Raw genomic sequence first — 24,050 nt, 5'->3', positions numbered from 1 at the left:
AGCCGCCTATGTTCGCCATAACGGCGGACGTTTACCTCCGGCCTCCTAGTGCAAGGCATGTCAGGTCGACCGAACCCGAGACGCTTGGAGAGCAACTTTGCGATGAACAGACCGGGACTGTCGATTCAGGCGACCTTTGGGGATCTGCTTCTCTCGATATAATTGTGGGTCCGCAAAGAGCACCGGCCGGCGGGCAGATTCCGCCGAAGTGGGTGGCTCGGCCGCAATCCTCGACGCACGGGGGCCTGGTGAAGTTCGGGGTCGAAATTCCTACGTGTACGGCCGGGATGATGCATCCCGTACCGTTCGCCGGCGTGAACGACGTCGTGGACACAGCCGTCGAAGCAGAACAGCTCGGTTATTACGATGCGGGCGGCAACGATCACCTCAGCACGATGCAGTTCGTTCGCGACGCCTGGCAGTCGCCGCCGGATTACTTCGAACCGCTCGTCACATTCGCGAACATCGCGGCGCGGACGTCGGTGATCCGCCTCACCACCGGGATCATGGTCCTGCCGATGCGCCAGCCCGTCCTCCTGGCCAAGCAAGTGGCGACGCTGGACCAACTCAGTGGCGGGCGCGTCATCCTCGGTGTCGCCGTCGGTGGCTACCGCGATGAGTTCGAGAGCGTCATGCCCGACCTCAAGAACGCGAACCGGGCGGAGCTGACCAGAGAATGCATTGAAGCACTGCGCGTCCTCTTCGAGAAGCCCAGGTCGACCTACCAGGGCCAGTACATACGCTTTGAGGACGTCGAGTCCTACCCGAAGCCGGTGCAGGCGCCCCTTCCGATCTACTCCGGCGGCAACGTGGAAGGGTCGATCCGGCGGGCTGCCGAACTGTGCCAGGGCTGGTTGCCGGCCAAGATGGGGCCGAGCGCCTTCCGGGAGGGCAGGAACAAGCTTGACTCCTTCGCCCGCCGGGCCGGTCGTGATCCCGCCACGATCGCCACGGCACTACAGTCGATCGTCTGCCTCGGCAGAACGACCGAGGAGGCGCGCGAGACCTTTGTGAACTCATCATTCGACCTCTTCAGGAAGTCCTTGCAGGGGACGATGATGAAAGGCGTCGACATCGGCACCTACATGGATATAAACCTTGTCGGCACGCCGGACGAGGTATGCGCCAAGGTCGATGCATACAGGGAGGCCGGGCTTGATCACCTGTGCTCCCTGCTGTTCGTCGGCAACACGATGGATGAGATGCGCGCCCAGATTCGAGCCTTCTCCCGATACGTCATCGCGGAATTCCCTGGGACCGGTTCCACCTGAATCCCCATGGCGTGCTCCACAGCCAGCCGGCCCGATCAGCAGACCGCTCGACTAGGGCTTGCGCTGGAGTCCGAGCGATTCGGTGCCAAGCAATTCCATCGCTGCCTCGGTGGCGCTGTCCTGATGTGGAGTGAACGCTACGAGGCGCTGCCGGAAAGCTCCGGCCACTTCCAGGTTCTCGTAGGTGAAGGTCAGCACTCCGACACCCGGAACCCGGAAACTCTTCACTCCGTGCGTCCTGACCTCGACGTCGCCGCGCATCCAGAGCTTTCGAAACTCCGGGCTGTCCGCCAACTCGTCCAGCAGTACGACCAGCCCGTCGTCCTCCGGATACCTAGCGGCGGTCACCCGTAGCTGCGCCGCCGTGGCGGTGGCCACCTCGTCCCAATCGATATAGAACCCGCGCGCGTCGGGATCGAGGAACAGGTATCGGGCCAGGTTGCGCCCCGACGCCTCGAACAGTCTCGACGCCAACGGATTCGCCGCCAACACCATGAACAGGTCGTCGATCACCATCGCGGGAACCGTCATGTGGTTCACCAGTCGGGTCAGTTCCGGCCGCACCTCCGACGCTGCGGTGTTGGGGCGGGGCCTTCGGACCAGCACCCGCAGATGATCCTGCTCCACCGCGTCCAACCGCAGTGCGTTCGAGATCGCGGTGAGCACCTCCTCCGACGGATTGCTCGCCCGACCCTGTTCCAGCCGCTGGTAGTACTCCACGCTGATCCCAGCCAATTGCGCCAACTCCTCCCGCCGCAGCCCTGGCACTCGGCGGCGCGAATGCGGGGGCAACCCGACGCTTGCCGGTGTGATCCGTGCGCGCCTCGACTGGAGGAAGGCTCCGAGGTGCCGGTAATCGTGCATATCCCGATTCAACACCGTAACCGCCGGTTTCATCCTGGCACTATCAGTACCCGGAAAATCGGGGTCTGGGTCGAATCCGGTCGCCTCGCCAGGCTGGGTGCCATGAACGACCGATACCAACGCGGCCTGGATCGCCAAAAGGAGCTCGGCGGTCCCACCGCTGTCCGCGCCCGGGTCTACGACACTCTGGCCGACATCGCTCCCGACTTGAGCCGCTTTGCAATCGAATTCGCCTACGGCGACATCCACAGTCGCCCCGGTCTGGAGGCCGCGAAGCGTGAGCTCGTCATTCTCGGCATCCTGATCGTGCTCGGCGACACCGAACGCCAGCTCGAAGCCCACTATCAGTCGGCGTTGGCCGCAGGTCTGACCTCCCGCGAACTTGTCGAGGCCACCCTTCAGGCTCTGCCGTACGCGGGTTTCCCGCGAGTCCTCAACGCGATGGGCATCGCTCGCCGCGTCCTGGACGAACAACACCTACTGCCCGTCGCCCACTGAAAGCGAGCCCGCCATGACCAGCACCGACCGTACCGAGATCATCGACACCTGCACCCGCATGATGTGGTTCGTCGACACCCGCGACTGGACCGCGTTCCCAACCGTGTTCGCCGACTCTGTGACCCTCGACTACACCAGCATCTGGGGCGGCGAACCCTGGATGCAGACTCCCACCGAGATCACCGCCATGTGGTCCAATCTGTTCGCCGGCCTCGACGCCACCCAACACCTGCTCGGCAATCACCTCGTCACGGTCGACGGCGACAGCGCCACCTACACGGCCTCATTCCGTGCAATGCACGGTCAGCAGGATCGCGGCACCTGGACCCTGTACGGCACCTACCGCATCACTCTCACCCGCACCGGCGGCACCTGGCTTATCGACGGCGTGTACATGAACTGGAACTGGGAGGAAGGCGACCGACAGATCATCCTCGAAGCCGCCGGTTCCACCACGCCGTGAGCTTCGCCAGCAGTGTCGGGCCGCGCCTCAATGGGGCAGACCCGCTTCGGCAGCGAGGACGCCGAGGAGGCGGTTGAGCTCCTTCCTGTCCTTCTCGTTCAGCGGCCCGGCCAGGTCGGCGTCGAGCCGGTTCGCCGCCGCGAGGGCGTCCGCCAGCAGCTCCCGCCCCTTGCCGGTGAGGCTGAGCACCTGGCGGCGGCGGTCGCCGGCGTCGCGAACGCGCTGGATCGCGCCCAGTTTCTCCAGATGGTCGGCCAGGCTCACCACCAGGCTCGGAGCGACGCCCATGGTGCGGGCGATCTCCAGCTGGGCGGCGGGGCCGTGGAGGTCGAGCATGACCATCACTCCGACGTGCTTGGGCTTCAGGTCGAGCGGGGCCAGGGCGGCGACGAAGAGGTCCGTGACCATGGCGCCCAGGGTGCCGAAGCGGAAGGCGAGGGTGCCTGGCAGGGAAGTGGCGTTGACATCGTTCACATTCAGCATGGTAGCTTCACAATACCATTCAGAGTATGAACGATTTTCGAGGAGAACGATGAAAGCCGTCACCGCGGTCAACGCCGTCCTCGCTGTCGGGTCCATGACCTCGGCTGTGATCGGGCTGGTCAAGCCCGGCCTGATCCTGCCGGGCAGCGAGGTCTCGGCCGGTGTCGAGCTGTACGCGGCACGCGCCCTGCCGCTGGGCGCCGGGCTGCTCTACGCGCTGACCAGCCGTGCCCGGCCGGGGCTGCTCGTGCCGATGCTGACCATGGCGGGCGTGGTGCAGCTCGCCGACGCCCTCATCGGGCTCGGCCAGGGCATCCCCGGCATGATGGCCGGTGGCACGGTGTGCGCCATAGGCCATCTGGCGTCGGCGTGGATTCTGCGGGACCGGGGACGGGAGCGGTCGATCTCGATGGACAGTGCGCCGAGCAGGGCATGACGTTGTCAGCTGGATCTCGTGCACCTGTCACACCCGCAGGACGCGATCGCCGACACGAGCTGCTCGGCCACCACGATCCGCAACCGTCACGACGAGTGGACACGACTCGGCGTCTTCGCCCAGCCCAAGCAGATCGCGCTGCACTCCTACGACCGGATCGTCGGCCTCGTCCTCGACCAGATCGCCGTGGACGGCTCCATCACCAAGGCTCCCGGAGGCGGCGAGGTGGCCGGTCGCTCACCGGTCAACCGTCCTACAGAGGCCGCGAGTACGTTGTCAGTGGACGGTATTACGTTTCGTGACATGACCGATCATGCGCTACGGCTTCTGCGGCAGTCCCGCCGCCTGGCCGAACTGGCCGCCTTCCCCTTCAACTTCGACCTGGACCGCGCCGCCCATGGCCATGTTGAGGAAGTCCGCCTCGCCTCGGGCGGGCCATTGGAGACGGTAGCCGGGGACGATACCGGCGGTACGTACTTCGTGTGCGCGGACGGCTCGGTGCTCTACGCCGACTCGGAGGGCGCCGCGGGGATCATCGGCTCCAGTGTCGACGAGACCCTGGAACTCGTGATCGGCCTGCCCGGCTGGCGCGGCTACACACGTCTGTCCCCGGACGACGGTGAGGAGAAGATCCTGGCGTGCGTCACGGAGACCGAGGACGAGATCCGTGAGTACTACGGAATCGATGAGGAGCGGGCCGAGCTCCGTGCAGCGCTGGGCTTCCCGAAACGCTCCCCGGTCGAGCTGGTCGGCAGACTGCGTGCCGCACTGCTGCGCACCGAGCCGGACTTTGTACTGCTCAACGCGGATGAGGGTTGCGCGTACGACAGGATAGGCCCGGCCGGTCCCCCGCTGTGGGAGCCGGTGCTCGCGGCGGGCCGCGCCGATCTCGCCTGGCTGCGGGAGGGCGACCGCACGGCATGGCGTGAAGTCGCCGAGGACCCGGTGCGGCGCCGGATCACCCTGCGGGCCGCGCAGTTCGACCGCGCCGAGGACGATCTGGAGCTGCTGCGGCATTTGCTGCGGCACGAGACACGGTCCTCGATGACGGACGAGCTGCGGCTCGCGGCGGTGCTGGTGGGGCTGCGCGGGGATACCGGAGATCTGCCGCTGCTGCTTGAGGTCCGGGAGACGGACTTCGACACGGCGTGCGGCCTGGGCGGGATGCCGGAACCGGGTGCGAGCGCGGACGAGTTGCACCAGTGGGCGCGGTCGCTCGACGAGTCGATGTTCGGGACGGACCCGTCGGACGAGCCGGTCTCCACATGGACCGCCCTGGCGCGGGACCAGGGGATGACGGACCTCGCTCGGGTGATGCTGATCCGCGAACTCGACAACATCTTCATGGACCAGAGCAGACTCCGCCGCCCCGAGGCGCCCAGCACCCTGGCCACGGCTCCGCTGAGGGATCTCGCCCGGAACTTCGAGGAACTCGGCGACGTTACCCAGGCGCTGCGCGCCCAGCGCCTGTACGCCGCCCTTCAGGAGACGGCGTGGGACCGGGCCTCGGCCCGAACCACCCTGGCCCGCCTCGAGCGGGAGGCGGGCCGGTTGCCGCAGGCGGCGGACACCCTGGCCGCCGTACGCGACGCCCTGGCCACCCCGGGCGACGACTCACTGCGCCACTGGCAGCAGGTCAACCTCGGCCGCTACATCGCCGAGGAGCACTACCGGCTCGCCCTCGCCCTGGCCGACGCGGGCCGCCCCGAGGAGACGCGTGCCCTCCTCGCGGCCGCCGACGCCATACTCGGCGAGCTCTCGGAGAACGCCGCGAACGGCGTTCGCGAGCTCGCCGAGCGGACCGCGGCGAGAGTACGGGAGGCCGGCTGAGGACGGGCACGACGGACTCGACCTCGCGGACGTGATCATCACCTTGCGTGGTCTGATCCGGCGGGCATGGACGACGCACCGCTGGGACCAGCGCCCGAACCACCGACTATGACCGCATCCCCATCCGCGCGGCCACTCAACTACGTGGCCTTGTCACACGGGGCCGGTGGCGTCGCAGTACTTCGCCCGAGGTGGCCGTATGGTCACATTCTGCGCGCTCAGCTCTCCCTGATCGCCGGGAGGCCGGCGAGGAGTGCCCTGAGGGTGCGGACGAGGTCGGCGTGGAAGTCGGGGCAGGCCGCCGCGATGTCGGGGTCCTGGGCGTACAGCTCGGCCAGGGCCGGGCCGGGCCGGGAGATCGGGTAGAGGACTCCGGCCATGACGCCGGCGGCCGCGACCAGCTCGACGCCCTCCCTGTCCGTCAGCCCCGCGATGCGGGCGACGCGCCGGCCCAGGTCGGCGGTGATGGCCAGGCAGGCGCGCTTGAACGTGCGGGCCGCCGGCACCGACACGTTGTGCTCCAGGGTGGTCGTGGTCTGGCCGAGCAGGTCGCAGAAGAGCGGCCGGTCTTCGAGCGTCTCCGCGAGGGCCGTCACCACGTCGTCGGAGGCGTCGAGCCGGTCGTGGACGGCGGCGCCCCACTGGCGCCACTCCTCGGCGGCGAGGTCGAGGTAGATCTCCTCGCGAGTCCCGAAATATCGCATGATGTTGGACTTAGCGAGCCCGGCGGCCTCCGCCACCGCGCCGAGGCTGACGTTGCGCACCCCGGAGGAGACGGCGAGGTCGCGGGCGGCGGCGAGGATCGCCTCACGCCGCTGCTGCTTGTGCTCCGGCCGCCTGGCCCGGACGAACGCCCTTGTCATGTCGCGCTCCAGCATACTGACCCAAGTTTAGAGAACACCGTTCACTTGTTAAGTGAACAGCGTTCTGTTAACGTCTGGCTCCTGAGGAAGGGAGTAGGGCGTGACCGAGGTACGAATGCGGGTGAACGGCGTGGTCGAGTCCCTCGACATCGAGCCGTGGGTGAGCCTGCTCGACGCGCTGCGCGACCACCTGGGGCTGACCGGCCCGAAGAAGGGGTGCGACCAGGGCGCGTGCGGCGCCTGCACGGTCCTGGCCGACGGCGTGCGGATCAACGCCTGTCTGGCCCTGGCCATGCAGTACGCGGACAAGGAGATCACCACGATCGAGGGCATCGCCAAAGACGGCGAGGGCAGGCACCCGCTGCAGGAGGCGTTCGTCCGCCATGACGGACTCCAGTGCGGCTACTGCACCTCGGGGCAGATCTGCTCGGCCATCGCGATGCTGGACGAGCACGCCGCCGGTATGCCGAGCGTCCTCACTCCCTCCGTCCAACCGGCGAGCGCCGTGTTGAGCGATGACGAGATCAGGGAGCGCATGAGCGGGAACCTGTGCCGGTGCGGCGCCTACAACGGCATCCTCGACGCCATCAGGGACGTCGCCGGGCGGGAGACGGTGTCATGACACCGTTCCTGGACGCCGAGCCCGCCGACCGCGAGGGTGTCATGACGCCGTTCGTGGGCACCCGGCACGCCGACCGCCGGGAGGCGTCGTGAAACCGTTCTCGTACGTGAAGCCGCTCGACCTCGCCGAGGCCGTGGCGGCGATCGGCCCCGGCGCGAAGTTCCTGGGCGGCGGCACCAACCTGGTCGACCTCATGCGCGAGGGCATCGAGCTCCCGGAGACGGTGGTCGACGTCACCGGCCTGCCGCTCGACGAGGTGGACGAGCTGCCCGGCGGCGGGCTGCGGATCGGGGCGCTCGTGCGCAACAGCGCGCTCGCCGCCGACCGGCGGGTCCGCGCCGCCTACCCGGTCCTGTCGCAGGCCGTGCTCGCCGGTGCCTCGCCCCAGCTGCGCAACATGGCCACCGTGGGCGGCAACCTGCTGCAGCGCACCCGGTGCCGCTACTTCTACGACCAGGCGTACGCCTGCAACAAGCGCGAGCCGGGCACCGGGTGCGACGCCCTGGACGGGTTCACCCGGGGGCACGCCGTGCTGGGCGTCAGCGGGAGCTGCATCGCGGCGCACCCCTCCGACATGTGCGTGGCGCTCGCCGCGCTGGACGCCACGGTCGAGGTGCAGAGCGTACGGGGCACGCGCCGGATCCCCATGAGCGACGTCCACCTGCCGCCCGGTGACACGCCGCACGTGGAGACCGCGCTGGCCGAGGACGAGCTGGTCACGGCGGTCGAGCTGCCGCCCGCGCCGGTGGCGGCCGGCTCCCGTTACCGCAAAGTGCGCGACCGGGCGTCGTACGCGTTCGCCCTGGTCTCCGTCGCGGCGGCGCTGGAGGTGCGCGACGGGACCGTCACGGCGGTCCGCCTGGCCCTGGGCGGCGTCGGCACGACGCCGTGGCGGGCGCGCGAGGCCGAACGGCTCCTGGAGGGCGGCCCGGCGACCGAGGAGGCGTTCGGCCGCGCGGCCGACGCCGAGCTGGCGGCCGCGATCACCAGGCAGGGCAACGCGTTCAAGGTGCCGCTGGCCCGCGCCACGATCGTGGCCACGCTGAAGGAGCTGGCCGGATGAGAGGCACGTCCGACGCCTCGTCGTCGAGGGAGCTTGCGCATGAGCGAGAAGTACGTCGAGGGAGCCGGCGCATGAGCGAGAAGTACGTCGAGGGAGCGGGCGCATGAGTGAGAAGTACGTCGGCCGTCCCGTCGACCGCCTCGACGGCGCGATCAAGACCGTCGGCGAGGCCCGGTACGCCGGCGACCACCGCTACCCCGACCTCGCCCACGCCGCGCTCGTGCACGCCACGATCCCCCGCGGCCGGATCACCGCCGTCGAGGACGCGGCGGCGCGCGCCGTGCCCGGCGTGATCGACGTCCTCACGCACGAGAACGCCCCCGCCATGAAGCCGCCGCCCAAGGTCACCCTGCTGAACCTCAGCACGCTCGCCATCGGCACGTCGGTCAACCACCTGGCCACGGACGAGGTGCACTGGAACGGCCAGCCGATCGCGGTCGTGGTGGCCGAGTCCCAGGAGGCGGCCCGGCACGCGGCGAGCCTGGTGCGGGTCACGTACGAAGAGAAGCCCGCCGTGGTGGACTTCGCGGCCGAGGAGCCGAACGCCGTCCCGCAGAAGAGCAACGCGCTGCAGTCGGCCAGGGCGGACAAGGGGGACGCGGAGAAGGCGCTGGCCGACGCGGAGGTCTCGGTGGACCTGCGCTTCACCACCCCGCAGCACAGTCACAACGCGCTCGAACCGCACACGACGACCGCCGTGTGGGACGGCGACCGCCTGACCGTGCACGAGGGCACGCAGAGCATGGCGTGGACGCGCAGGCATCTCGCCCAGCGGTTCGGCGTGCCCGAGCGGAACATCCGCATGCTCTCCCCCTTCGTGGGCGGCGGGTTCGGCGGCAAGGGCCAGGTGTGGGCGGGCACGCTGCTCGCCGTGCTGGCCGCCCGCGCGACGGGCCGCCCGGTACGGCTGGCGCTCACCCGCGCGGGCGTCCACCACGCGGTCGGCGGCCGGACCCCGAGCGCGCAGCGGGTGGCGCTCGGCGCGGACAGGGACGGCCGGCTGACGGCGCTGATCCACACCAGCGTGGCCAGGACGGGCCGGGTCGGCGGCCACCTGGAGCAGATCACCGCGGCCTCCCGCCACCTGTACGACTCCCCGAACATCCACCTGCGCCAGAGCCTCGTCCAGCTCGACCTGATCGCGAACACGTCCATGCGGGCGCCCGGCGAGTCGATCGGTACCTTCGCCCTGGAGTCGGCCGTGGACGAGCTGGCCTGGGAGCTGGGCATGGACCCGATCGAGCTGCGGATGCGCAACGAGCCCGAGCGCGACCCGATCGAGGGCAGGCGGTTCACGCACCGGATGCTGCGCGAGGTGTACGCGGTGGGGGCGGAGCGGTTCGGGTGGAGCGAGCGTGATCCGCGGCCCGGCTCGATGCGGGACGGGAAGTGGCTGGTCGGCATGGGGGTCGCGACGGCGTACCACCCGTCCCTGCAGATGCCGGCGAGCGTCACCGTGCGGCTGGACGCGGACGGCGGGGTCGTGGTGCGCTGCGCGCTGCACGAGATCGGCGTGGGCGCGGCGACCGCGCAGGCGCAGATCGCCGCCGACGAGCTGGGCGTGCCGCTGGAGTCGGTACGCGTCGAGATCGGCGACTCCGACCTGCCGGAGGGCCCCATGGCGGGCGGCTCGGCGCAGACGGCGAGCGCGGCGTCCGCCGTGCTGGAGGCGTGCCGCAAGCTGCGGCGCTCGGCGCTCGACCTGGCGAGGAGGTCGGCGGGCTCCCCTCTGCGCGGCGCGACCGATCCGCGGGCCCGCGACGGCGGCCTGTACCAGGACGGCAGGGGCGAGACGTACGCGGAGATCCTTGCCAGGGCGGGACGCGACCACCTGGAGGCCAGGGCCGGCGTCGGCATGCTCAGGTTCCTGGCGAGGACCGTCCGCGAGCAGCGGCGGTGGATGAAGGCCGCGAGCGGGGCACAGTTCTGCGAGGTGCGGGTGGACCAGGACACCGGCGAGGTACGGGTGTCGCGCTGGGTCGGCGTGTTCGACATCGGCAGGGTGATCAACGAGAAGACGGTCGCGAGCCAGCTGCGCGGCGGCATCGTGATGGGCATCGGCCTGGCCCTGACGGAGGAGACGCTGGTCGATCGGCGTACCGGGCGGGTCGTGAACGCGAGCCTGGCCGACTACCACGTCCCCGTGCACGCCGACGTCCCGCGCATCGACGTGCACTGCCTGGACGACCCGGACCCGACGATGCCGCTGGGCCTGGTCGGGGTGGGCGAGGTCGGCATCACGGGCGTCGGCGCGGCGGTCGCGAACGCCGTCCGGCACGCGACGGGCAGGCGGGTCCAGGATCTCCCGATCACGCTCGATAAGCTGCTTCCGCACTGAAGCACCTCAGGAGGAGGAGCCCATGTCGAAGCCGCCCTTCCCGCCGTTCACCGAGGAGAGCGCCCGCGTCAAGGTGCAGGCGGCCGAGGACGCCTGGAACACGTGCGATCCCGACAAGGTCGCGCTGGCCTACACCGAGGACTCGGTGTGGCGCAACCGCGACGAGTTCCTGGCCGGCCGCGACGAGATCAGGGCGTTCCTGCGCCGCAAGTGGGACAGGGAGCGCGACTACGCCCTGCGCAAGGAGTTGTGGGGCGTGCTCGGCAACCGCATCGCGGTGCGGTTCCAGTACGAGTCGCGCGACGCCTCAGGGCAGTGGTGGCGCAGCTACGGCAACGAGCAGTGGGAGTTCGACGAGTCGGGGCTGATGCGGCGCAGGGAGGCCAGCATCAACGACGTGCGGATCGACGAGAGCGAGCGGCGCATCTTCGGCCCGCGCGGCGACGACGAGCGGGGCGTGGACGTCCTGCCCGTCAGATGAGGCCCGTCAGATGCGGCCCGTCAGATGCGGCCCGTCACGTGAGGCCGCTCAGGTGAGGTAGTGCAGCCAGAGGTAGGGCACCGACAGGGCCACGGTCACGAACGTGACCACCACCCCGTACTTCGTGAACTGCCAGAAGCTGATCGGGGTGCCGTTGCGGGCGGCGATGCCGAGGATGACGACGTTGGCCGCCGCCCCGACGGCCGTGGCGTTGCCGCCCAGGTCGGCGCCGATGGCCAGCGCCCACCAGAGCACCTGGGCGGGGCCGTCGCCGCCGTTGGCCTGGACGAGATCGGCCACGATGGGGCTCATGGTGGCGACGTACGGGATGTTGTCCACGATGGCCGACAGCCCGGTCGAGACCCACAGCAGCAGCATCGTGGTCAGCCCGAGCCGGCCGTGGGTGGCCTGCGCGGCGGCCTGGGAGACCTGGTCGATGACCCCTGTCTCCACCAGCGAGCCGACCATGACGAACAGCCCGGCGAAGAACACCAGCGTCGGCCACTCGACCTCGCGGATGGCCTCCTCGGTGGTCACCTTCGTGGCCGCCACCAGCACGCCCGCGCCGAGCAGCGCCACCACGGACGGCTCGTAGTGCAGCACAGGATGCAGCACGAACGCCGCGACGACCAGCGCCAGCACGGCGAGCGACTGCCGCAGGAGCCGGTGGTCGGCGATGGCCTCGCGCTCGTTCAGCGCCATGATCTCGGCGGCCCGCTCGGGGTCGTAGCGGAACGACTTCCTGAACAGCCATCTGCACAGCAGGGCGAACACCACGACGAGCACGACGATCAGCGGCGCCATGTGCGCGAGGAAGTCGTTGAAGGTCAGGCCGCCGCGGCTGGCGATGATGATGTTGGGCGGGTCGCCGACCAGCGTGGCCGCGCCGCCGATGTTGGAGGCCATGGCCTCGGCGATCAGGTACGGGGCCACGGGCACCGCCAGCCGCTCGCACACCAGGAACGTCACGGGCGCGATCAGCAGCACGGTCGTCACGTTGTCCAGCAGGGCGGAGGCGGTCGCGGTGATCACGATCAGCAGCGTCATGAGCCGGAACGGCCGCCCTTTGGCGCGTTTAGCCGCCCAGATCGCGAGATATTCGAATATTCCAGTCTGTTTCAGCACTCCGACGATGACCATCATGCCGAGCAGCAGGAAGATCACGTTCCAGTCGATGCCGGAGTGCTCGTCGAAGAAGGCCGATCCCGCGTCGGTGGCGTGGATCAGCAGCATGATCCCCGCGCCGCCGAGCGCCGCCGCGACCCGGTGCACCTTCTCCGTGGCGATCAGCGTGTACGCGAGGAGGAACACGGCCAGCGCCAGCCAGGCGGTGACGGTCATGCGGCTCCGGGGAACATCGACGGTCAGGCGACCAGATGTCCCGGCACACCCACCGGTAACTTATCAAAACCGGCAAATCAGGCGGCGTCGCGGTGGTGGCCGTGGTACGGCGGGGCGAGGTCCGCGCCACGCGGCCCCGAGAACGTGCCGCGCAGGTCGGCCGTCTGGATCGTGCGGCTGATGTCGGTGGGCGTCACCAGCCCCACCAGCCGCCCGTCCGCGTCGAGCACGACCGCCCGCCCGTCGGCGCACCCCTGCATCCTGGGCAGCAGGTCGGTCAGCGGCTCCTCGGGCCGGGCCGTGGGCACGTCCTGCGGCGGGCAGGCGATGTCGGCGAGCCGCAGGCGGTCGCGCCGCTCCGGCTCCACGTGGCGGACGCGGTTGAGGGTCACCAGGCCGCGGAAGGCCCCCTCCTGGTCCACCAGCGGGTACGTCGACAGCCGGTGCCGCATCACCACCCGCTCGACGAGCTGGGCCACGGTCTCGTCCGGCGAGGCGGTCACGGGGTCGCGCGACATCGCGTCCGCGACGCGGATGCCGTGCAGCGCGGTGCCGAGCCGGGTCTGCTGCTCCTCGGCGGCGGCGGCGTTCACCAGGAACAGGCCGATCAGCGCCAGCCAGAGCCCGTCGAAGCCGCGCCCGGTGACGACCTGGAGGAACCCCAGCGCGATGAGCGCGTACCCGAACCAGCGCCCGGCCCGGGCGGCGGCGATGGCGGCGCGCGAGCGGTCGTGCCAGCGCCACCACAGGACCGCCCGCAGCACCCGCCCGCCGTCCAGCGGCGCGGCCGGGATCAGGTTGAAGACGGCGAGCAGCACGTTCACCGCGGCCAGGTAGCCGAACATCCCGGCCACCAGCGACGCCCTGGGCACCATCACCGCCCCGGCGACCAACCAGGCCACCACGCCGAACACCACCCCGGCGAGCAGGCTGGTGGCGGGCCCCACCACCGCGATCTTCAGGTCGGCGCGGGGCGTGCGCGGCTCGCCCTTGAGCTCCGCCACCCCGCCCAGCAGCCAGAGCGTGATCCGCGACACCTCGACGCCCTCGCGACGGGCCATGAGCGCGTGCGCCAGCTCGTGCGCGAGCAGCGAGGCGAGGAACAGCACCGCCGCCACCAGCCCCGCCAGCAGGTAGACGGCCATGGAGTGGCCGGGGAACGCGGCGGGGAAGCGCCCGAGCCCCAGCCCGAACACCAGGATCGCGACGATGACCAGCACGCTGATGTTGAGCCCCACCCGTACGCCCCCGATGCGGCCCAGCGGGATCGACGAACGCATCTCTTCTCCCCTGCGGATACGGCGGCCGACTTGTCGGCCTACCGCTCTGCTGCCCCCGCAGGCCCGCTTCAGGCCCGTTCAAGGCCCCCGGCACGGCCCTGCCCCGGCCCGCGATCGCCGCGGGCCGGGGCAGGGAGATGCGTGTCACTCGACGGTGACCGTGGCCCTGGCGGCGACCGTCGTGCCCGCCACCTGACCGTTCACCGTGAACGTGCCCGGCTCGGCGTACTGGTCGGGGCTGACCGCCTCCCAGGTGACCGCGACCGCGCTGTCCTTGGACCCGTCGTTGTACGTCGCCACGACGGTCCCCGGCAGCGACGGGGCGGCCCCGGCCCGGGTCGTGACCGCCTCCTCCGCGATCGAGGTGATCGTCACCGCGTCGGTCGCGCGGACGTACACGGTGGCCTGGGCGGGCTGCCGCACGCCCTCGGCCAGCCCGGCGACGGTGAAGCTGGTGCCGCCGCTCTTCACCTGGTCGGGCGTCACCTGCTGCCAGGTGACGGCGGCCTGGCCGCGGGTGCCGTCGGCGTACAGGGTCTCCACCGTGTCCGGCAGCTCCGGCAGCGTGCCCGCCGGCGTGGGCACGTGCACGGGGCGCACCGAGTCCGGCGGCACCGCGTACACCTTCCACTCCAGCAGCCCGACCGACGCCCCCGCCGACTCCAGCTGCACCCGCAGCCTGGAGGTCGTCACGGTGCCGAACGAGACGGTGTTGTAGGCGTCCGCCGCCGTCGGGTAGGACTCCACGCCGGTGACGTCCTCGAACGAGTCGCCGTCCCACTGCTGGATCTTCCACGAGCCGGGCAGGCGCACGCCGCCGCCGTCGTCGAAGAAGTACACGTCGGCCTTGTTCACCCGCACGGGCGCGGGCCATTCGAGCTGCACCCACTGCGTGCCCTGCTGCGGCCAGGTGCCCCAGCGCGGGTTGGCGCCGTCGTTGGAGCGCGGCGGGTCGATGCCGTCGTTGACGGCGGTGACCTTCTCCCACGGCGAGGTGTAGGAGGCGGTGGGCGTGGCGTAGGGGGCCGCGTTCGCCTGCTCGCCCTGGGCCGCGGCGGTGACGGTGACGGTCGCGGAGGTGCTCTTCGCGCCGTCCGTGGCGGTCAGCTTCAGCCGGTACGTGCCCTCCTCCGTGAACGAGACGACCGTGCTCGTCCCGGTCGGGTCGGTGAAGAACGCCTCGCCAGGACCGTCCACCTTGGTCCACTGCGTGGTGAGCGTGCCCGACGGCAGCCCGTCGTCCTTGACCACCGCGTCCACCCGGGCCTGTCCGGGACGGCTGAACGTCGGGTCCGGCACGGCCAGCACGTACGGCGCCCTGTTGGCCGCCGACGGCGCCCGCCGGCCGGTCGCGTACGCCTGGACCTCCTTGAGCCCGGTCGCGTACCCGGGCCGGTGGGTCACCAGCACCCGCAGCTTCCGCGCGGTGACCGCCGGGAAGCTCACCTCGTTGAGGTTGGCGCGGGGATAGGCCGGGGCCTTGGCCTGCTTCGGCACGTCCTTCCAGGTCTCGCCGTCGAGGTACTGCACCGAGTAGTAGGCGGGCTCGCTGTAGCCGCCGGCCTTGCGGTCGTTGAAGAAGTACAGCCTGACCAGGTCGACCTCGCGGGCCTCGCCGAGGTCCACCTCCAGCCAGTCCTGTGCCTGGCCGGAGCCCTTGCTGCCCCAGTACGGCTCGTTGATCGTGAACCCGTCGGCCGCGCCCGCCGCGTCCCCGTGGGAGGCGGTGGCGGACGTGACCAGGTCGGGCTGGTCGGAGCGCAGGTCCACGCCGGCCTTCTGGAACAGGTCCTCGACGCGCTCGCCCTTCAGCTTCACCTCGGCGGGCGCCCGCATCGACCTGGCCTTCTCCGCGTACAGGACCTGGCCGCCCTCGACCCGGCCGGTCTCCGGGTCCCAGACGGCGTGATCGAGCCCGGACAGGGTGACCTTGCGCTTGCCATCGATGAGGATCGAGTACCCCTCGGGAACCCCGGCGTAGTGCTTCGTCCCGTCGCCCGGCCTGTCCCAGACGATGGTCAGGTCGCTGCCCCGGTAGTCGATGCCGTTGACGGTGAAGTGGTCCCAGCCGATGTCCACCGGCCAGAGCTCGACCTTGCCGTCCGAGCGCGGGCGCAGGCCCATCGCGTCCTCGATGACGGTCCAGTTGCTGCTGCCCAGGATCGTGTGGTGGATCCAGGAGCGGTAGCCGATGGTCTTGGTCGAGGGGTTCCAGTCGGCCCAGAACTCGTTGGCGTCGGGGTAGCGGGTGTCACCGCCGACGAACTGCGACCAGGCGTTCCAGTACAGGAGCTGCTTGTACTGCTCGGCCGTGATGTACGGCGAGGCGTACTGGCGCAGCGCCTTGGAGAACAGCGCGAAGTTCCTGGTCGAGTTGATCTGGCTGAAGTTGTTGGAGCCGGGCTGGCCGGCCGCCGCGGCCTCCGCCTTGTCCTTCTGGTTGGCGGTGTACGCCGGAAATATCGGATATTCCGCCGGGTCTGCCCACAGGCGGAGCGCCTCCCGATATTTCGGGTCATCGGTGGGGACCAGGCCGGTCGCGTACGGGATGTAGTTGTTCGACTCCTTCCACGGGATCAGGTTGCCCGTCTGGAGGTCGCGGTGCTTGAACAGCTTGTCCTGGTCGTCCCAGAGCAGGGTGAGGATGCCGTTCTTCACCTTGTCGGCCACGCCGCGCATCTCATCGGCCTTCGCCGCGTTCCCGGACAGCTCGTACGCCTGGGCCGCCGCCATCGCGTTGGCGTAGACGTAGGCGCCCTCCAGCCGCTCGTTGGCCCGGTCGTAGTAGTGGAACGACACCGCGTCGGCGTCGTTGCCGGTCATGGCCTCCCAGTCGTACTCGATGACGCCGTTGTCGTTGGAGTCGTACGCGGCGAGCTGGCCGTAGACGTCCTTCTCGGCGTAGTGCGCGAGGTTGCGCAGGATCGAGGGCTGGCCGCCGTGGATCTGGTAGCTCTCCAGGGCCGCGGCCGAGATGTACTGGGTGTAGCTGTTCGACCAGTTCTCCGGATCACCCGGGTTGTCCGTGTACTTCGAGTTCCGGGAGACCTCGCCGACCGACACCCACGGACCGTAGGAGTAGATCGGGTCCCGCAGGTACTTGAGGTCCTGCACGAACATCGGCACGGTCAGCACGATCGCGTTGTTGTAGCCCAGCGCCCCCTCCACCGAGGTCGGGAACTGGAAGTCGTTCCCGGGGATGTCGGCGTCGAGGAAGTTGAAGCGCATGAGCCACCAGCGGTAGTACACGAACTTCTTGATGTTCTCGTCGGGCACGTCGATGTAGGGCAGGTTCCGCGCCCACCAGGCGTTGTAGTCCTGGAGCTGGCGGCGCAGCGCCTTCTCGGGCGAGCGGCCCTTGTAGCCGTCGTACTCCGACCGCGACTGCGGCAGCTCCTCGGTGACGAACCCCATCTGCACCTTGGTCCGCACGGTCTCGCCCGGCCCGACCGTCACCGAGCCCTTCAGCGCGCCGTCCGCGGCCTTCAGCCCGTCACCGCTGAGCCTCGGGAAGATGGTGGTCAGCTTGTTCTTGGCCGCCACGACCCCGGTCAGCTCCCGGTCGCCGTCCGGCGTCCTCGCGTACGGCGAGGTCACGGTGATCGGCACGTCCCGCGACGCGGACCCGGTGTTGGTGATCTCCAGCGTCGTCACGGCCACGTTCTCGTGGGTGATGAACTTCTTCACCCCGACCGCCAGGCCGTCGCCGGTGTACCGGCCGGTCCAGTGGCTGGGCATCTGCAGCCGCTTGGCCACGTCCTCGGTGAGCTCGGTGCCCAGGGAGATCTCGTACGCCTCCCGGTTGTCGATGCTCTCCCAGTACGCCACGTACCCGCCGAACCCGATGACGGACGGATCGTGCTCCTTCATGAACAGCGCCCGCCCGCGCGACATCAGCCACGTGCCCGCCGGGTCGTTGCCCGGCCGGGCCAGCATGCGGTCGATCCAGTACGAATCGCCGCCCTTCTCCTTCTTGTAGATCTCCTCCATCATCTTGCGCGGGTGGTACTTCACCGGCTCGGCGGGCACCGGGTCGTCGCCGGTGAACACCGGCAGGCCGAGGGCGTCCTGCGCGGCGCCGGAGGAGACGGCGCTGGAGGAGGCGGCATACGAGGGGGCGGCGGCGAGCGAGCCGGTTAGCGCTAACACGGCTAAGCAGACCAACGGTTTACGCACTTACTTCTCCTGGATCGGTAGCCAGACACGCATGGTGGCGGGGCCGCGATTGCCCCAGCGGTGGTAGGGCACCAGCCGGAGCGTGACGTCCGTGGGCTCAGCACTCTCATCGGCGCGGCCGTCGGCGGGCGCGTACGGCCAGCCGTCGCCGTCGCCGGACCGCAGCGAGGCCGCCACCTCCAGCTCCACGACGCCGTCCGCCTCGCGCTCCTCGGGCGGCAGGACCCGCGCGGTCAGGTCCCCCAGCCGCGGCTCGTCCCCCACGGACTCCGCGCAGTAGACCAGCGGCCCCCGCTCCACCGCCGCGCTCCCCCGCAGCGCGTCGATCCGCCGGTCGGGCAGCGTCCAGCGGGGCGCCATCGGCAGCTCAAGCCGGATCTCGTCACCCGCCTGCCAGGGGCCGTCCACGTAGGCGTACCCGGGATCGACGGGACGGATCACCGGGCCCTCCGGCAGCGGCGACTCCGGCGACGACGCGGGGACGTGCGCGAGCGTCGCGTCGGTGGCCCAGGCCGGGACCCGCAGCCCGATCCGGCCCTCGCCGCCCTCCAGCACCCGGACCGTCACCGAGCCGGCCCACGGGTAGCCGGTCTCCACCCGCACCGCCAGGCCGCCGTGGCGGATCTCCGACGGCGTGGGGTGGTGGATCTGGATCCCGTCGGCCGAGGAGGTCGCGAGGTAGGCGGGCAGCGAGGCCAGCGTGCGGGCGATGTTGTGCGGGCAGCACGACACGTCGAACCAGGGCGAGCGCAGCCCGCCCTCCGCTGCGTGGTTGACGCCCTCCAGCGGCACCGCGGGCACCCGTACCTGCAGCGGGTTGGCGTAGAAGAACGACCGGCCGTCCAGCGCCACGCCCGTGGCCAGCATGTTGTAGAGAGTGCGCTCGGCGAGGTCGGCGTAGCGCGCGTCGCCGGTGGCCAGCAGCAGCCGGTGCGCCAGCATGATGGAGGCGATGCTCGCGCAGGTCTCGTTGTAGGCGCGGTCGGGCGGCAGCTCGTAGTCGTCGCCGTACGACTCGTCGATGTGGCGCGAGCCCATGCCGCCGGTCAGGTGCGTGCGGCGGGCGACCGTACGCTCCCACTGGGCCTCGACCGCCTTCAGCAGCTCCTGGTCGCCGGTCTCGACCGCCACGTCCACCACTCCGGAGGCGAGGTAGAGCGCGCGCACCACGTGCCCGCGGAACACCTGCGCCTGCCTGACCGGCATGTCGTCCTGGAAGTAGGCGCGCCCGAAGGGGATGTCGGCGAGCGCGGGCAGGCCGCGGCGCTCGACGAAGCGGCGGGCCATCTCCAGGTACCGCTCGGTCCCGGTCACGCGGTAGAGCTCGACGAGCGCCATCTCGATCACGGGGTGGCCGCACGTCCGCGTGCCCTCCATGAACCGGCGGCACACGTGGTCGGCGGCCTTGATCGCGACCTGGGTGAGCCGGTCCTCGCCGTGCATGCGCAGCCGCGCCACCCCGGCCTGGATGAGGTGGCCGTAGCAGTAGAGCTCGTGGCCCCACTCGAAGTCGGTGTAGCGGCTGCCCGACCAGCGGGTGTTGAGGTAGCCGTCGCCCTCCTGGGCCTGGGCCATGGTCTCGGCCAGCGCCGGCAGCGCCGGATGGTCCGCCCAGGCCATCGCCTCCAGAAGCTTGTACGTCTCCGAGTCGCTGAACTCCCGCCCCCTGCGGGGCCGCTCGCCCCGGAAGTTGCCGATCCAGCCTTCGCGCTCTTCCCATTCCTGGCAGTGGGCGATCGTGACCTCACGGTTGAGCGCGGCGCGGTCGCCCCAGAAGCCGGGGTTCAGCCGTACCGCGTCGAGGCCGAGGGGGGACAAAACGCCCGATGAGGGCAGGACGGGGTTAGCCACGCAGAGCTCCTGACATGAATCCGCGCACGTAGTGGCGCTGCAGCACGATGAAGAGAATGAGGCAGGGGAAGGCCATGACCATGACGCCGGCCTGGAGCATGCCGTAGTCGATCGCGCCGAACGTCTGCTGCGTCATGCTCACCACGGCCACCGGCAGGGTGAACGAGGAGCCGTCGTTGAGCAGGATGAGCGGCGCGAAGAAGTCGTTCCACGAGGCGAGGAACGCGAACAGGCCGACCGTGATCAGCGCGGGCCGCACCGCGTGCAGCAGGATCCTGGCGAACGCCTTGAGCGTGCCGCACCCGTCCACCAGCGCCGCCTCCTCCAGCTCGCGCGGCAGCGCCTCGAACGCGTTGCGCATCATGAACAGCGCGAACGGCAGCTGGAACATGACGAACACCAGCGACAGCCCCACCAGGGAGTTCTGCAGGCCGATGTAGCCGAGCAGGACGTAGAGCGGGATGAGGATCGTCGCGTACGGCACCATGAGGATCGCCAGCGTGGCGAGGAACAGCAGGTTCTTGCCCGGGAAGTCGAAGCGGGCGAACCCGTAGCCGCCGAGCGCGGAGATGACCAGCGTGCCCACCACGGTCATGACGGACACGAGCACGCTGTTGGTCGCGTACGTGCCGAGCCCCTCGCCGAAGCGGGCCATCTCCAGGTAGTTCGCCGGCTCCTCCAGCGAGGCGTAGCCGCTCCACACCAGCGGGAACAGGAACAGCACCGCCAGGGCGGACAGCGTGAGGTAACGGCTCATCGCAGCCTCCGCATCATCACCGTGTTGAGCCCGACGAGGGCGACGAGCAGGACGACCGAGATGGCCGCCGCGCCGCCGAGGTCGAAGCGGAAGAACGCGGCCCGGTAGACGACCATGACCATGGAGACCGTGCTGTTGTCCGGGCCTCCGTTGGTGAACACGAAGAACTGGTCGAAGGCGAGCAGCGAGCCCGTGACGCTGAGGATCAGCATGAGCGCCAGCGTCGGGCGCAGCAGCGGCAGGGTGATCTTGGTGAAGATCTGCCAGCGGTTCGCGCCGTCGCTCCGCGCGGCCTCGTACACCTCGGTCGGGATGGCCTGCAGGCCGGTCAGCAGGATGAGCATGTTGAAGCCGGCGAAGCGCCACAGCACCAGCGCGATCGTGGAGAACAGCGCCATGTTGGGGGTGCCGATCCACTTGACCGGCTCGCTCGTGATGCCCAGGGCCTGGAGCATCGGGTCGATCGGGCCGAAGTCGTTGTTCAGCATGCCGTAGAACAGCAGGCCCGCCGCGGCGAAGCCGACCGCGCCCGGCAGGAAGAACGCGGTCCTGAAGAAGCCGATGCCCGGCCGCCGGTCCTGCACGAGCATCGCCAGGCCGAGTGCGACGGCCGACAGCAGGACGGTGGTGATGGCGGTGTACTTCAGCGTGAACAGGACCGCGTCGAGGAAGAGCGGGTTGTCAGCGATCTTGAGGTAGTTGTCGGGAGCGTTGAACGTGGCCGGGCCGAGCAGCGGCCAGCGGTTGAGCGACATCCAGACGACCAGCACCAGGGGCGCGATGAAGAGCACGCCCACGATGACGGCCGTCGGGGCCGCGTACAGCCAGCCCTGGACCTTCCTGCTCCGCCACCGGGCGGACGGCGCGGAGTGCGCCGGCCGCCTGGATCGCGTGATCGTCAAGGTCATTGTTGCAGCGACTTCGTGATCTCGGCGTTGAGCTGGGGGATCTTCGAGGCGTCACCGAACACGGCCTCGCGGGCCAGCCGCAGCCACGGCCCCTGCGGGTCGTTGAACGTCTGGCCGAAGCGCAGCGCGTACGGCGTCTGGCCCTTGGCCACCAGCGAGTTGATCATCACCACGCGGGGGTCTTCCGCGGAGTACTTGTTGTCGGCCAGGTCGGTACGCGCGAGCACGTCCTTGTTCTTGGCCATGACCTCGATCTGGGCGTCGTCGGAGACCGTCCAGGACAGGAAGTCCCACGCCTGGTCGGGGTGCTCGCTGGTCGAGGAGATGCCGACCGAGTCGCCGCCCACGAACGTCGACTCGCCGCCGTCCGGGCCCGCGATCGGGGTGACGCCGATCTTCATGTCCTTCGGCATCAGGCCGAGCGTGGTCGAGGGCATCGGCATGACACCGATCTCGCCCTTCGGGAAGAAGCCGGTCCAGGTCGGGCCCTGCTCCTCCTTGGCCGTCGGGCCGGTGACCTTGTTCTCGTACAGCCCGCGCCAGATCTTGAAGACGTCCGTCATCGCGGGCTGGTCGTTGAGCGAGGTGGTGCCCTCGGGGTTCATGACCTGGCCGCCGGCCGCCCAGACCGAGGGCCAGAACGTGAACACGTAGCAGCCGCCGCAGTTGCCGCCGAAGAAGGTGCCGTGGACCTTGCCGTCCTTGCCGAGCTTCTCCTGGATCGTGGTGGCCTGCTGGGCGAACTCCTTGAGCGTCTTCGGCCCCTTCTCCGGGTCCAGCCCGGCCTTCTCGTACAGGTCCTTGTTCCAGAACCAGACGGACAGGTCGAGGGTGTGCGGGATCGTGTACTGGTGGCCGTCGAGCGTGCCCAGCTTCATGTGCGAGGGCGCGAGGCCGTCCTTGAACGGCAGCTTGGCGATCTTGTCCGTGATGTCCGCGAACAGGCCCTGGGAGGTGTAGTTCGGGACGAAGATGACGTCCGACGCGAACACGTCGGGCAGTTGCTTGGCGCCGGCCGCGGCGGCGATGCGCGGCTGGTAGTTGTCGGTGGGGATGACGGTCAGCTTGACCTGAATGTTCTTGTGGCTGCTGTTGTAGGCCTCGACCAGCCGCTCGCTCTGCGCCTGGGTGGCCGCGCGGGTCCACATGGTGATCGTCACAGGGCCCTCCGCCTCCGGCGTGCCGCCCCCACCGCCGCCGCTGCCGCAGGCCGCCGAAGTGAGCGCTAACACACCGAGCAGGGAGATCCCGGCCAGCCTTCGTCTCATGATGTGCTCCTGGACTTAAAGGTTTTCGGAAACGTAGAAGAAACAAGAGTCCATGTCAATGGGTGCTAGGGTTCTAGGAGTTCACAGGCGACCGAAAAGGGTTTCGTAACATGGCGAGTAAGCGGGCGACCATCTCGGATGTGGCCTCGCTGGCGGGGGTCTCGATCGCCACGGCGTCCAAGGCACTGAACGGGCGCCAGGACGTGCGGGCGGCGACGCGCGAGCGCGTGCTCGCCGCCGCCGCGGAGCTCTCCTTCCAGCCGAACGCCCTGGCCAGGGGGCTGATCTCGGGGCAGACGCGCACGGTCGGCCTGCTGACCTCCGACAGCGTCGGCCGGTTCGGCATCCCCGTGCTGCTCGGGGCCGAGGACGCCTTCGGGGCCGGCGAGATGGCCGTGCTGCTCTGCGACGCCCGCGGCGACGCCATCCGGGAGCAGCACCACGTACGCGCCCTGCTGTCGCGCCGCGTCGACGGGCTGATCGTGGTGGGCGAGAGCACGAACCCGCGCCCGTCGGTGAGCAAGGACCTGCCCGTCCCCGTGGTCTACGCGTACGGCCCCTCCGAGGACCCGGCGGACGTGTCGTTCGTGCCCGACGACGTGGGGGCCGCGGCCATGGCCGTCCGGCACCTGCTGGCCATGGGCCGGCGCAGGATCGCCCACATCACCGGGCCGAGCCACTACAAGGCGGCCCGCGACCGCGAGGAGGGCCTGCGCCTCGCCCTCTCGGAGGCCGGGGTCGCCCAGGCCGGGCAGACCCTGTCGGGGCCGTGGTCGCAGCGCTGGGGCCGGCACGCCGCCGAGATGCTGCTCATGGCCGAGCCGGAGATCGACGCCGTGTTCTGCGGCAGCGACCAGGTGGCGGCCGGTTTCGTGGAGGCGGCCAGGGAGCGCGGGCGCCGGGTGCCCGACGACATCGCGGTGGTGGGCTACGACAACTGGGAGGTGCTCTCGACCGAGACCCGGCCCGCGCTGACGACCGTGGACATGAACCTGGAACGACTCGGGCGCACGGCCGCACAGCACCTCTTCGCCGCCATCGACGGCAAGGCGACCCCGGGGGTGCACCGGATGCCCTGCCAGCTCGTCATCCGCGACTCCACCTCCCCACCCGGCATCTCATAACCAAGAGTATTCGCGCGAAAGCAAAGTGCATTCACACGCTTCCTTGTAGCATCGCGGGCGCCCGCTGCCTGACACCGCACCTCGTGCCGTCACCGGTCCGTAAGGGTTGGCGAGGGGCGGGGGCTCTAGCGTC

At 69.9% G+C, this 24,050-nt stretch carries 19 protein-coding genes and 2 pseudogenes; 11 read left to right on the top strand and 10 right to left on the bottom strand.

Features of this window, described 5'->3' with window-relative positions:
* Nucleotides 1-8: 8 nt before the first annotated feature.
* Nucleotides 9-1,271 carry an LLM class flavin-dependent oxidoreductase gene (locus tag FH608_RS30035; protein ID WP_139634001.1) on the top strand — a complete coding sequence of 421 codons (1,263 nt, stop codon included), beginning with the start codon at nucleotides 9-11 and terminating at the stop codon, nucleotides 1,269-1,271.
* 51 nt (nucleotides 1,272-1,322) lie between these two features.
* Here the strand turns inward: FH608_RS30035 and FH608_RS30030 are convergent, their stop codons facing one another.
* Nucleotides 1,323-2,135, bottom strand: coding sequence for a helix-turn-helix domain-containing protein (locus FH608_RS30030; RefSeq protein ID WP_226900050.1), 813 nt, complete (start codon nucleotides 2,133-2,135; stop codon nucleotides 1,323-1,325).
* A gap of 102 nt (nucleotides 2,136-2,237) precedes the next feature.
* On the opposite strand from FH608_RS30030, the gene FH608_RS30025 reads away from it, so the two are divergent.
* Both FH608_RS30025 and FH608_RS30020 read left to right on the top strand, forming a co-directional pair.
* On the top strand, nucleotides 2,238-2,633 hold the full coding sequence (locus FH608_RS30025; RefSeq protein ID WP_193318702.1) for a carboxymuconolactone decarboxylase family protein: 396 nt from the start codon (nucleotides 2,238-2,240) through the stop codon (nucleotides 2,631-2,633).
* A gap of 13 nt (nucleotides 2,634-2,646) precedes the next feature.
* The gene (locus FH608_RS30020) at nucleotides 2,647-3,096 is read left to right on the top strand and encodes a nuclear transport factor 2 family protein (protein ID WP_139633998.1); all 450 of its coding nucleotides are present in this window, start codon (nucleotides 2,647-2,649) and stop codon (nucleotides 3,094-3,096) included.
* A 27-nt stretch (nucleotides 3,097-3,123) separates the two neighbouring features.
* On the opposite strand, the gene FH608_RS30015 is transcribed toward FH608_RS30020, so the two are convergent.
* Nucleotides 3,124-3,579 carry a MarR family winged helix-turn-helix transcriptional regulator gene (locus tag FH608_RS30015; protein WP_139633997.1) on the bottom strand — a complete coding sequence of 152 codons (456 nt, stop codon included), beginning with the start codon at nucleotides 3,577-3,579 and terminating at the stop codon, nucleotides 3,124-3,126.
* A gap of 49 nt (nucleotides 3,580-3,628) precedes the next feature.
* Here FH608_RS30015 and FH608_RS30010 point away from each other — a divergent pair, with 49 nt between their 5' ends.
* From FH608_RS30010 to FH608_RS54460, 3 genes and pseudogenes are all read left to right on the top strand, one after another.
* Nucleotides 3,629-4,015 carry a hypothetical protein gene (locus tag FH608_RS30010; RefSeq protein WP_139633996.1) on the top strand — a complete coding sequence of 129 codons (387 nt, stop codon included), beginning with the start codon at nucleotides 3,629-3,631 and terminating at the stop codon, nucleotides 4,013-4,015.
* A 42-nt stretch (nucleotides 4,016-4,057) separates the two neighbouring features.
* Nucleotides 4,058-4,267, top strand: a pseudogene (locus FH608_RS30005) (IS5/IS1182 family transposase); the annotation flags it as partial.
* Nucleotides 4,268-5,864: 1,597 nt separating this feature from the next.
* Nucleotides 5,865-5,957: pseudogene (locus tag FH608_RS54460) on the top strand (IS5/IS1182 family transposase); the annotation flags it as partial.
* A 106-nt stretch (nucleotides 5,958-6,063) separates the two neighbouring features.
* On the opposite strand, the gene FH608_RS29990 reads toward FH608_RS54460, so the two are convergent.
* Nucleotides 6,064-6,708, bottom strand: coding sequence for a TetR/AcrR family transcriptional regulator (locus FH608_RS29990; protein ID WP_139633995.1), 645 nt, complete (start codon nucleotides 6,706-6,708; stop codon nucleotides 6,064-6,066).
* Between the two features lie 115 nt (nucleotides 6,709-6,823).
* On the opposite strand from FH608_RS29990, the gene FH608_RS29985 reads away from it, so the two are divergent.
* From FH608_RS29985 to FH608_RS29970, 4 genes are all read left to right on the top strand, one after another.
* Nucleotides 6,824-7,330 carry a (2Fe-2S)-binding protein gene (locus tag FH608_RS29985; protein WP_226900049.1) on the top strand — a complete coding sequence of 169 codons (507 nt, stop codon included), beginning with the start codon at nucleotides 6,824-6,826 and terminating at the stop codon, nucleotides 7,328-7,330.
* Between the two features lie 88 nt (nucleotides 7,331-7,418).
* Nucleotides 7,419-8,393, top strand: a complete 975-nt coding sequence (locus tag FH608_RS29980) for an FAD binding domain-containing protein (RefSeq protein WP_139633993.1) — start codon at nucleotides 7,419-7,421, stop codon at nucleotides 8,391-8,393.
* A gap of 103 nt (nucleotides 8,394-8,496) precedes the next feature.
* Nucleotides 8,497-10,731, top strand: a complete 2,235-nt coding sequence (locus FH608_RS29975; RefSeq protein WP_139633992.1) for a xanthine dehydrogenase family protein molybdopterin-binding subunit — start codon at nucleotides 8,497-8,499, stop codon at nucleotides 10,729-10,731.
* Between the two features lie 22 nt (nucleotides 10,732-10,753).
* A complete protein-coding gene (locus FH608_RS29970) occupies nucleotides 10,754-11,212 on the top strand; it encodes a nuclear transport factor 2 family protein (protein ID WP_139633991.1) in 459 nt (152 codons plus the stop codon).
* Nucleotides 11,213-11,260: 48 nt separating this feature from the next.
* Here FH608_RS29970 and FH608_RS29965 read toward each other — a convergent pair whose 3' ends face one another.
* From FH608_RS29965 to FH608_RS29935, 7 genes are all read right to left on the bottom strand, one after another.
* Complete coding sequence (locus tag FH608_RS29965) at nucleotides 11,261-12,553, bottom strand: ArsB/NhaD family transporter (protein ID WP_139633990.1); 1,293 nt, start codon at nucleotides 12,551-12,553, stop codon at nucleotides 11,261-11,263.
* A gap of 77 nt (nucleotides 12,554-12,630) precedes the next feature.
* Nucleotides 12,631-13,833 carry a site-2 protease family protein gene (locus FH608_RS29960; protein ID WP_139633989.1) on the bottom strand — a complete coding sequence of 401 codons (1,203 nt, stop codon included), beginning with the start codon at nucleotides 13,831-13,833 and terminating at the stop codon, nucleotides 12,631-12,633.
* Nucleotides 13,834-13,977: 144 nt separating this feature from the next.
* Entirely contained in the window at nucleotides 13,978-17,982 is a 4,005-nt protein-coding gene (locus tag FH608_RS29955) for a galactose-binding domain-containing protein (protein WP_139633988.1), read from the bottom strand.
* A gap of 27 nt (nucleotides 17,983-18,009) precedes the next feature.
* Nucleotides 18,010-19,860, bottom strand: a complete 1,851-nt coding sequence (locus FH608_RS29950; RefSeq protein WP_139633987.1) for a glycoside hydrolase family 127 protein — start codon at nucleotides 19,858-19,860, stop codon at nucleotides 18,010-18,012.
* Entirely contained in the window at nucleotides 19,853-20,617 is a 765-nt protein-coding gene (locus FH608_RS29945) for a carbohydrate ABC transporter permease (RefSeq protein WP_139633986.1), read from the bottom strand. Before FH608_RS29945 ends, FH608_RS29950 begins: the two co-directional genes overlap by 8 nt.
* On the bottom strand, nucleotides 20,614-21,525 hold the full coding sequence (locus tag FH608_RS29940) for a carbohydrate ABC transporter permease (RefSeq protein ID WP_139633985.1): 912 nt from the start codon (nucleotides 21,523-21,525) through the stop codon (nucleotides 20,614-20,616). The genes FH608_RS29945 and FH608_RS29940 overlap by 4 nt, the downstream gene beginning before the upstream one ends.
* A complete protein-coding gene (locus FH608_RS29935) occupies nucleotides 21,522-22,793 on the bottom strand; it encodes an ABC transporter substrate-binding protein (RefSeq protein WP_139633984.1) in 1,272 nt (423 codons plus the stop codon). The genes FH608_RS29940 and FH608_RS29935 overlap by 4 nt, the downstream gene beginning before the upstream one ends.
* Nucleotides 22,794-22,903: 110 nt before the next feature.
* Here FH608_RS29935 and FH608_RS29930 point away from each other — a divergent pair, with 110 nt between their 5' ends.
* The gene (locus FH608_RS29930) at nucleotides 22,904-23,917 is read left to right on the top strand and encodes a LacI family DNA-binding transcriptional regulator (protein WP_139633983.1); all 1,014 of its coding nucleotides are present in this window, start codon (nucleotides 22,904-22,906) and stop codon (nucleotides 23,915-23,917) included.
* Nucleotides 23,918-24,050: the final 133 nt, after the last annotated feature.

This window comes from Nonomuraea phyllanthi, from assembly GCF_006334985.2.
GTDB classification, from domain to species: domain Bacteria; phylum Actinomycetota; class Actinomycetes; order Streptosporangiales; family Streptosporangiaceae; genus Nonomuraea; species Nonomuraea phyllanthi.
Note: the sequence above shows the minus strand (reverse complement) of the source record. Positions and strands in the feature narration are given on the sequence as shown.

What these genes read in the sequence shown, in the direction of transcription:
- FH608_RS29985 (WP_226900049.1), top strand. Translation starts at nt 6,824, where the DNA reads ATGCGGGTGAACGGCGTGGTCGAGTCCCTCGACATCGAGCCGTGGGTG.
- FH608_RS30035 (WP_139634001.1), top strand. Translation starts at nt 9, where the DNA reads ATGTTCGCCATAACGGCGGACGTTTACCTCCGGCCTCCTAGTGCAAGG.
- FH608_RS29940 (WP_139633985.1), bottom strand. Translation starts at nt 21,525, where the DNA reads ATGACCTTGACGATCACGCGATCCAGGCGGCCGGCGCACTCCGCGCCG.
- FH608_RS30010 (WP_139633996.1), top strand. Translation starts at nt 3,629, where the DNA reads ATGAAAGCCGTCACCGCGGTCAACGCCGTCCTCGCTGTCGGGTCCATG.
- FH608_RS29930 (WP_139633983.1), top strand. Translation starts at nt 22,904, where the DNA reads ATGGCGAGTAAGCGGGCGACCATCTCGGATGTGGCCTCGCTGGCGGGG.
- FH608_RS29990 (WP_139633995.1), bottom strand. Translation starts at nt 6,708, where the DNA reads ATGACAAGGGCGTTCGTCCGGGCCAGGCGGCCGGAGCACAAGCAGCAG.
- FH608_RS30015 (WP_139633997.1), bottom strand. Translation starts at nt 3,579, where the DNA reads ATGCTGAATGTGAACGATGTCAACGCCACTTCCCTGCCAGGCACCCTC.
- FH608_RS29965 (WP_139633990.1), bottom strand. Translation starts at nt 12,553, where the DNA reads ATGACCGTCACCGCCTGGCTGGCGCTGGCCGTGTTCCTCCTCGCGTAC.
- FH608_RS30025 (WP_193318702.1), top strand. Translation starts at nt 2,238, where the DNA reads ATGAACGACCGATACCAACGCGGCCTGGATCGCCAAAAGGAGCTCGGC.
- FH608_RS29975 (WP_139633992.1), top strand. Translation starts at nt 8,497, where the DNA reads ATGAGTGAGAAGTACGTCGGCCGTCCCGTCGACCGCCTCGACGGCGCG.
- FH608_RS29970 (WP_139633991.1), top strand. Translation starts at nt 10,754, where the DNA reads ATGTCGAAGCCGCCCTTCCCGCCGTTCACCGAGGAGAGCGCCCGCGTC.
- FH608_RS29935 (WP_139633984.1), bottom strand. Translation starts at nt 22,793, where the DNA reads ATGAGACGAAGGCTGGCCGGGATCTCCCTGCTCGGTGTGTTAGCGCTC.
- FH608_RS30020 (WP_139633998.1), top strand. Translation starts at nt 2,647, where the DNA reads ATGACCAGCACCGACCGTACCGAGATCATCGACACCTGCACCCGCATG.
- FH608_RS29960 (WP_139633989.1), bottom strand. Translation starts at nt 13,833, where the DNA reads ATGCGTTCGTCGATCCCGCTGGGCCGCATCGGGGGCGTACGGGTGGGG.
- FH608_RS29945 (WP_139633986.1), bottom strand. Translation starts at nt 20,617, where the DNA reads ATGAGCCGTTACCTCACGCTGTCCGCCCTGGCGGTGCTGTTCCTGTTC.
- FH608_RS30030 (WP_226900050.1), bottom strand. Translation starts at nt 2,135, where the DNA reads ATGCACGATTACCGGCACCTCGGAGCCTTCCTCCAGTCGAGGCGCGCA.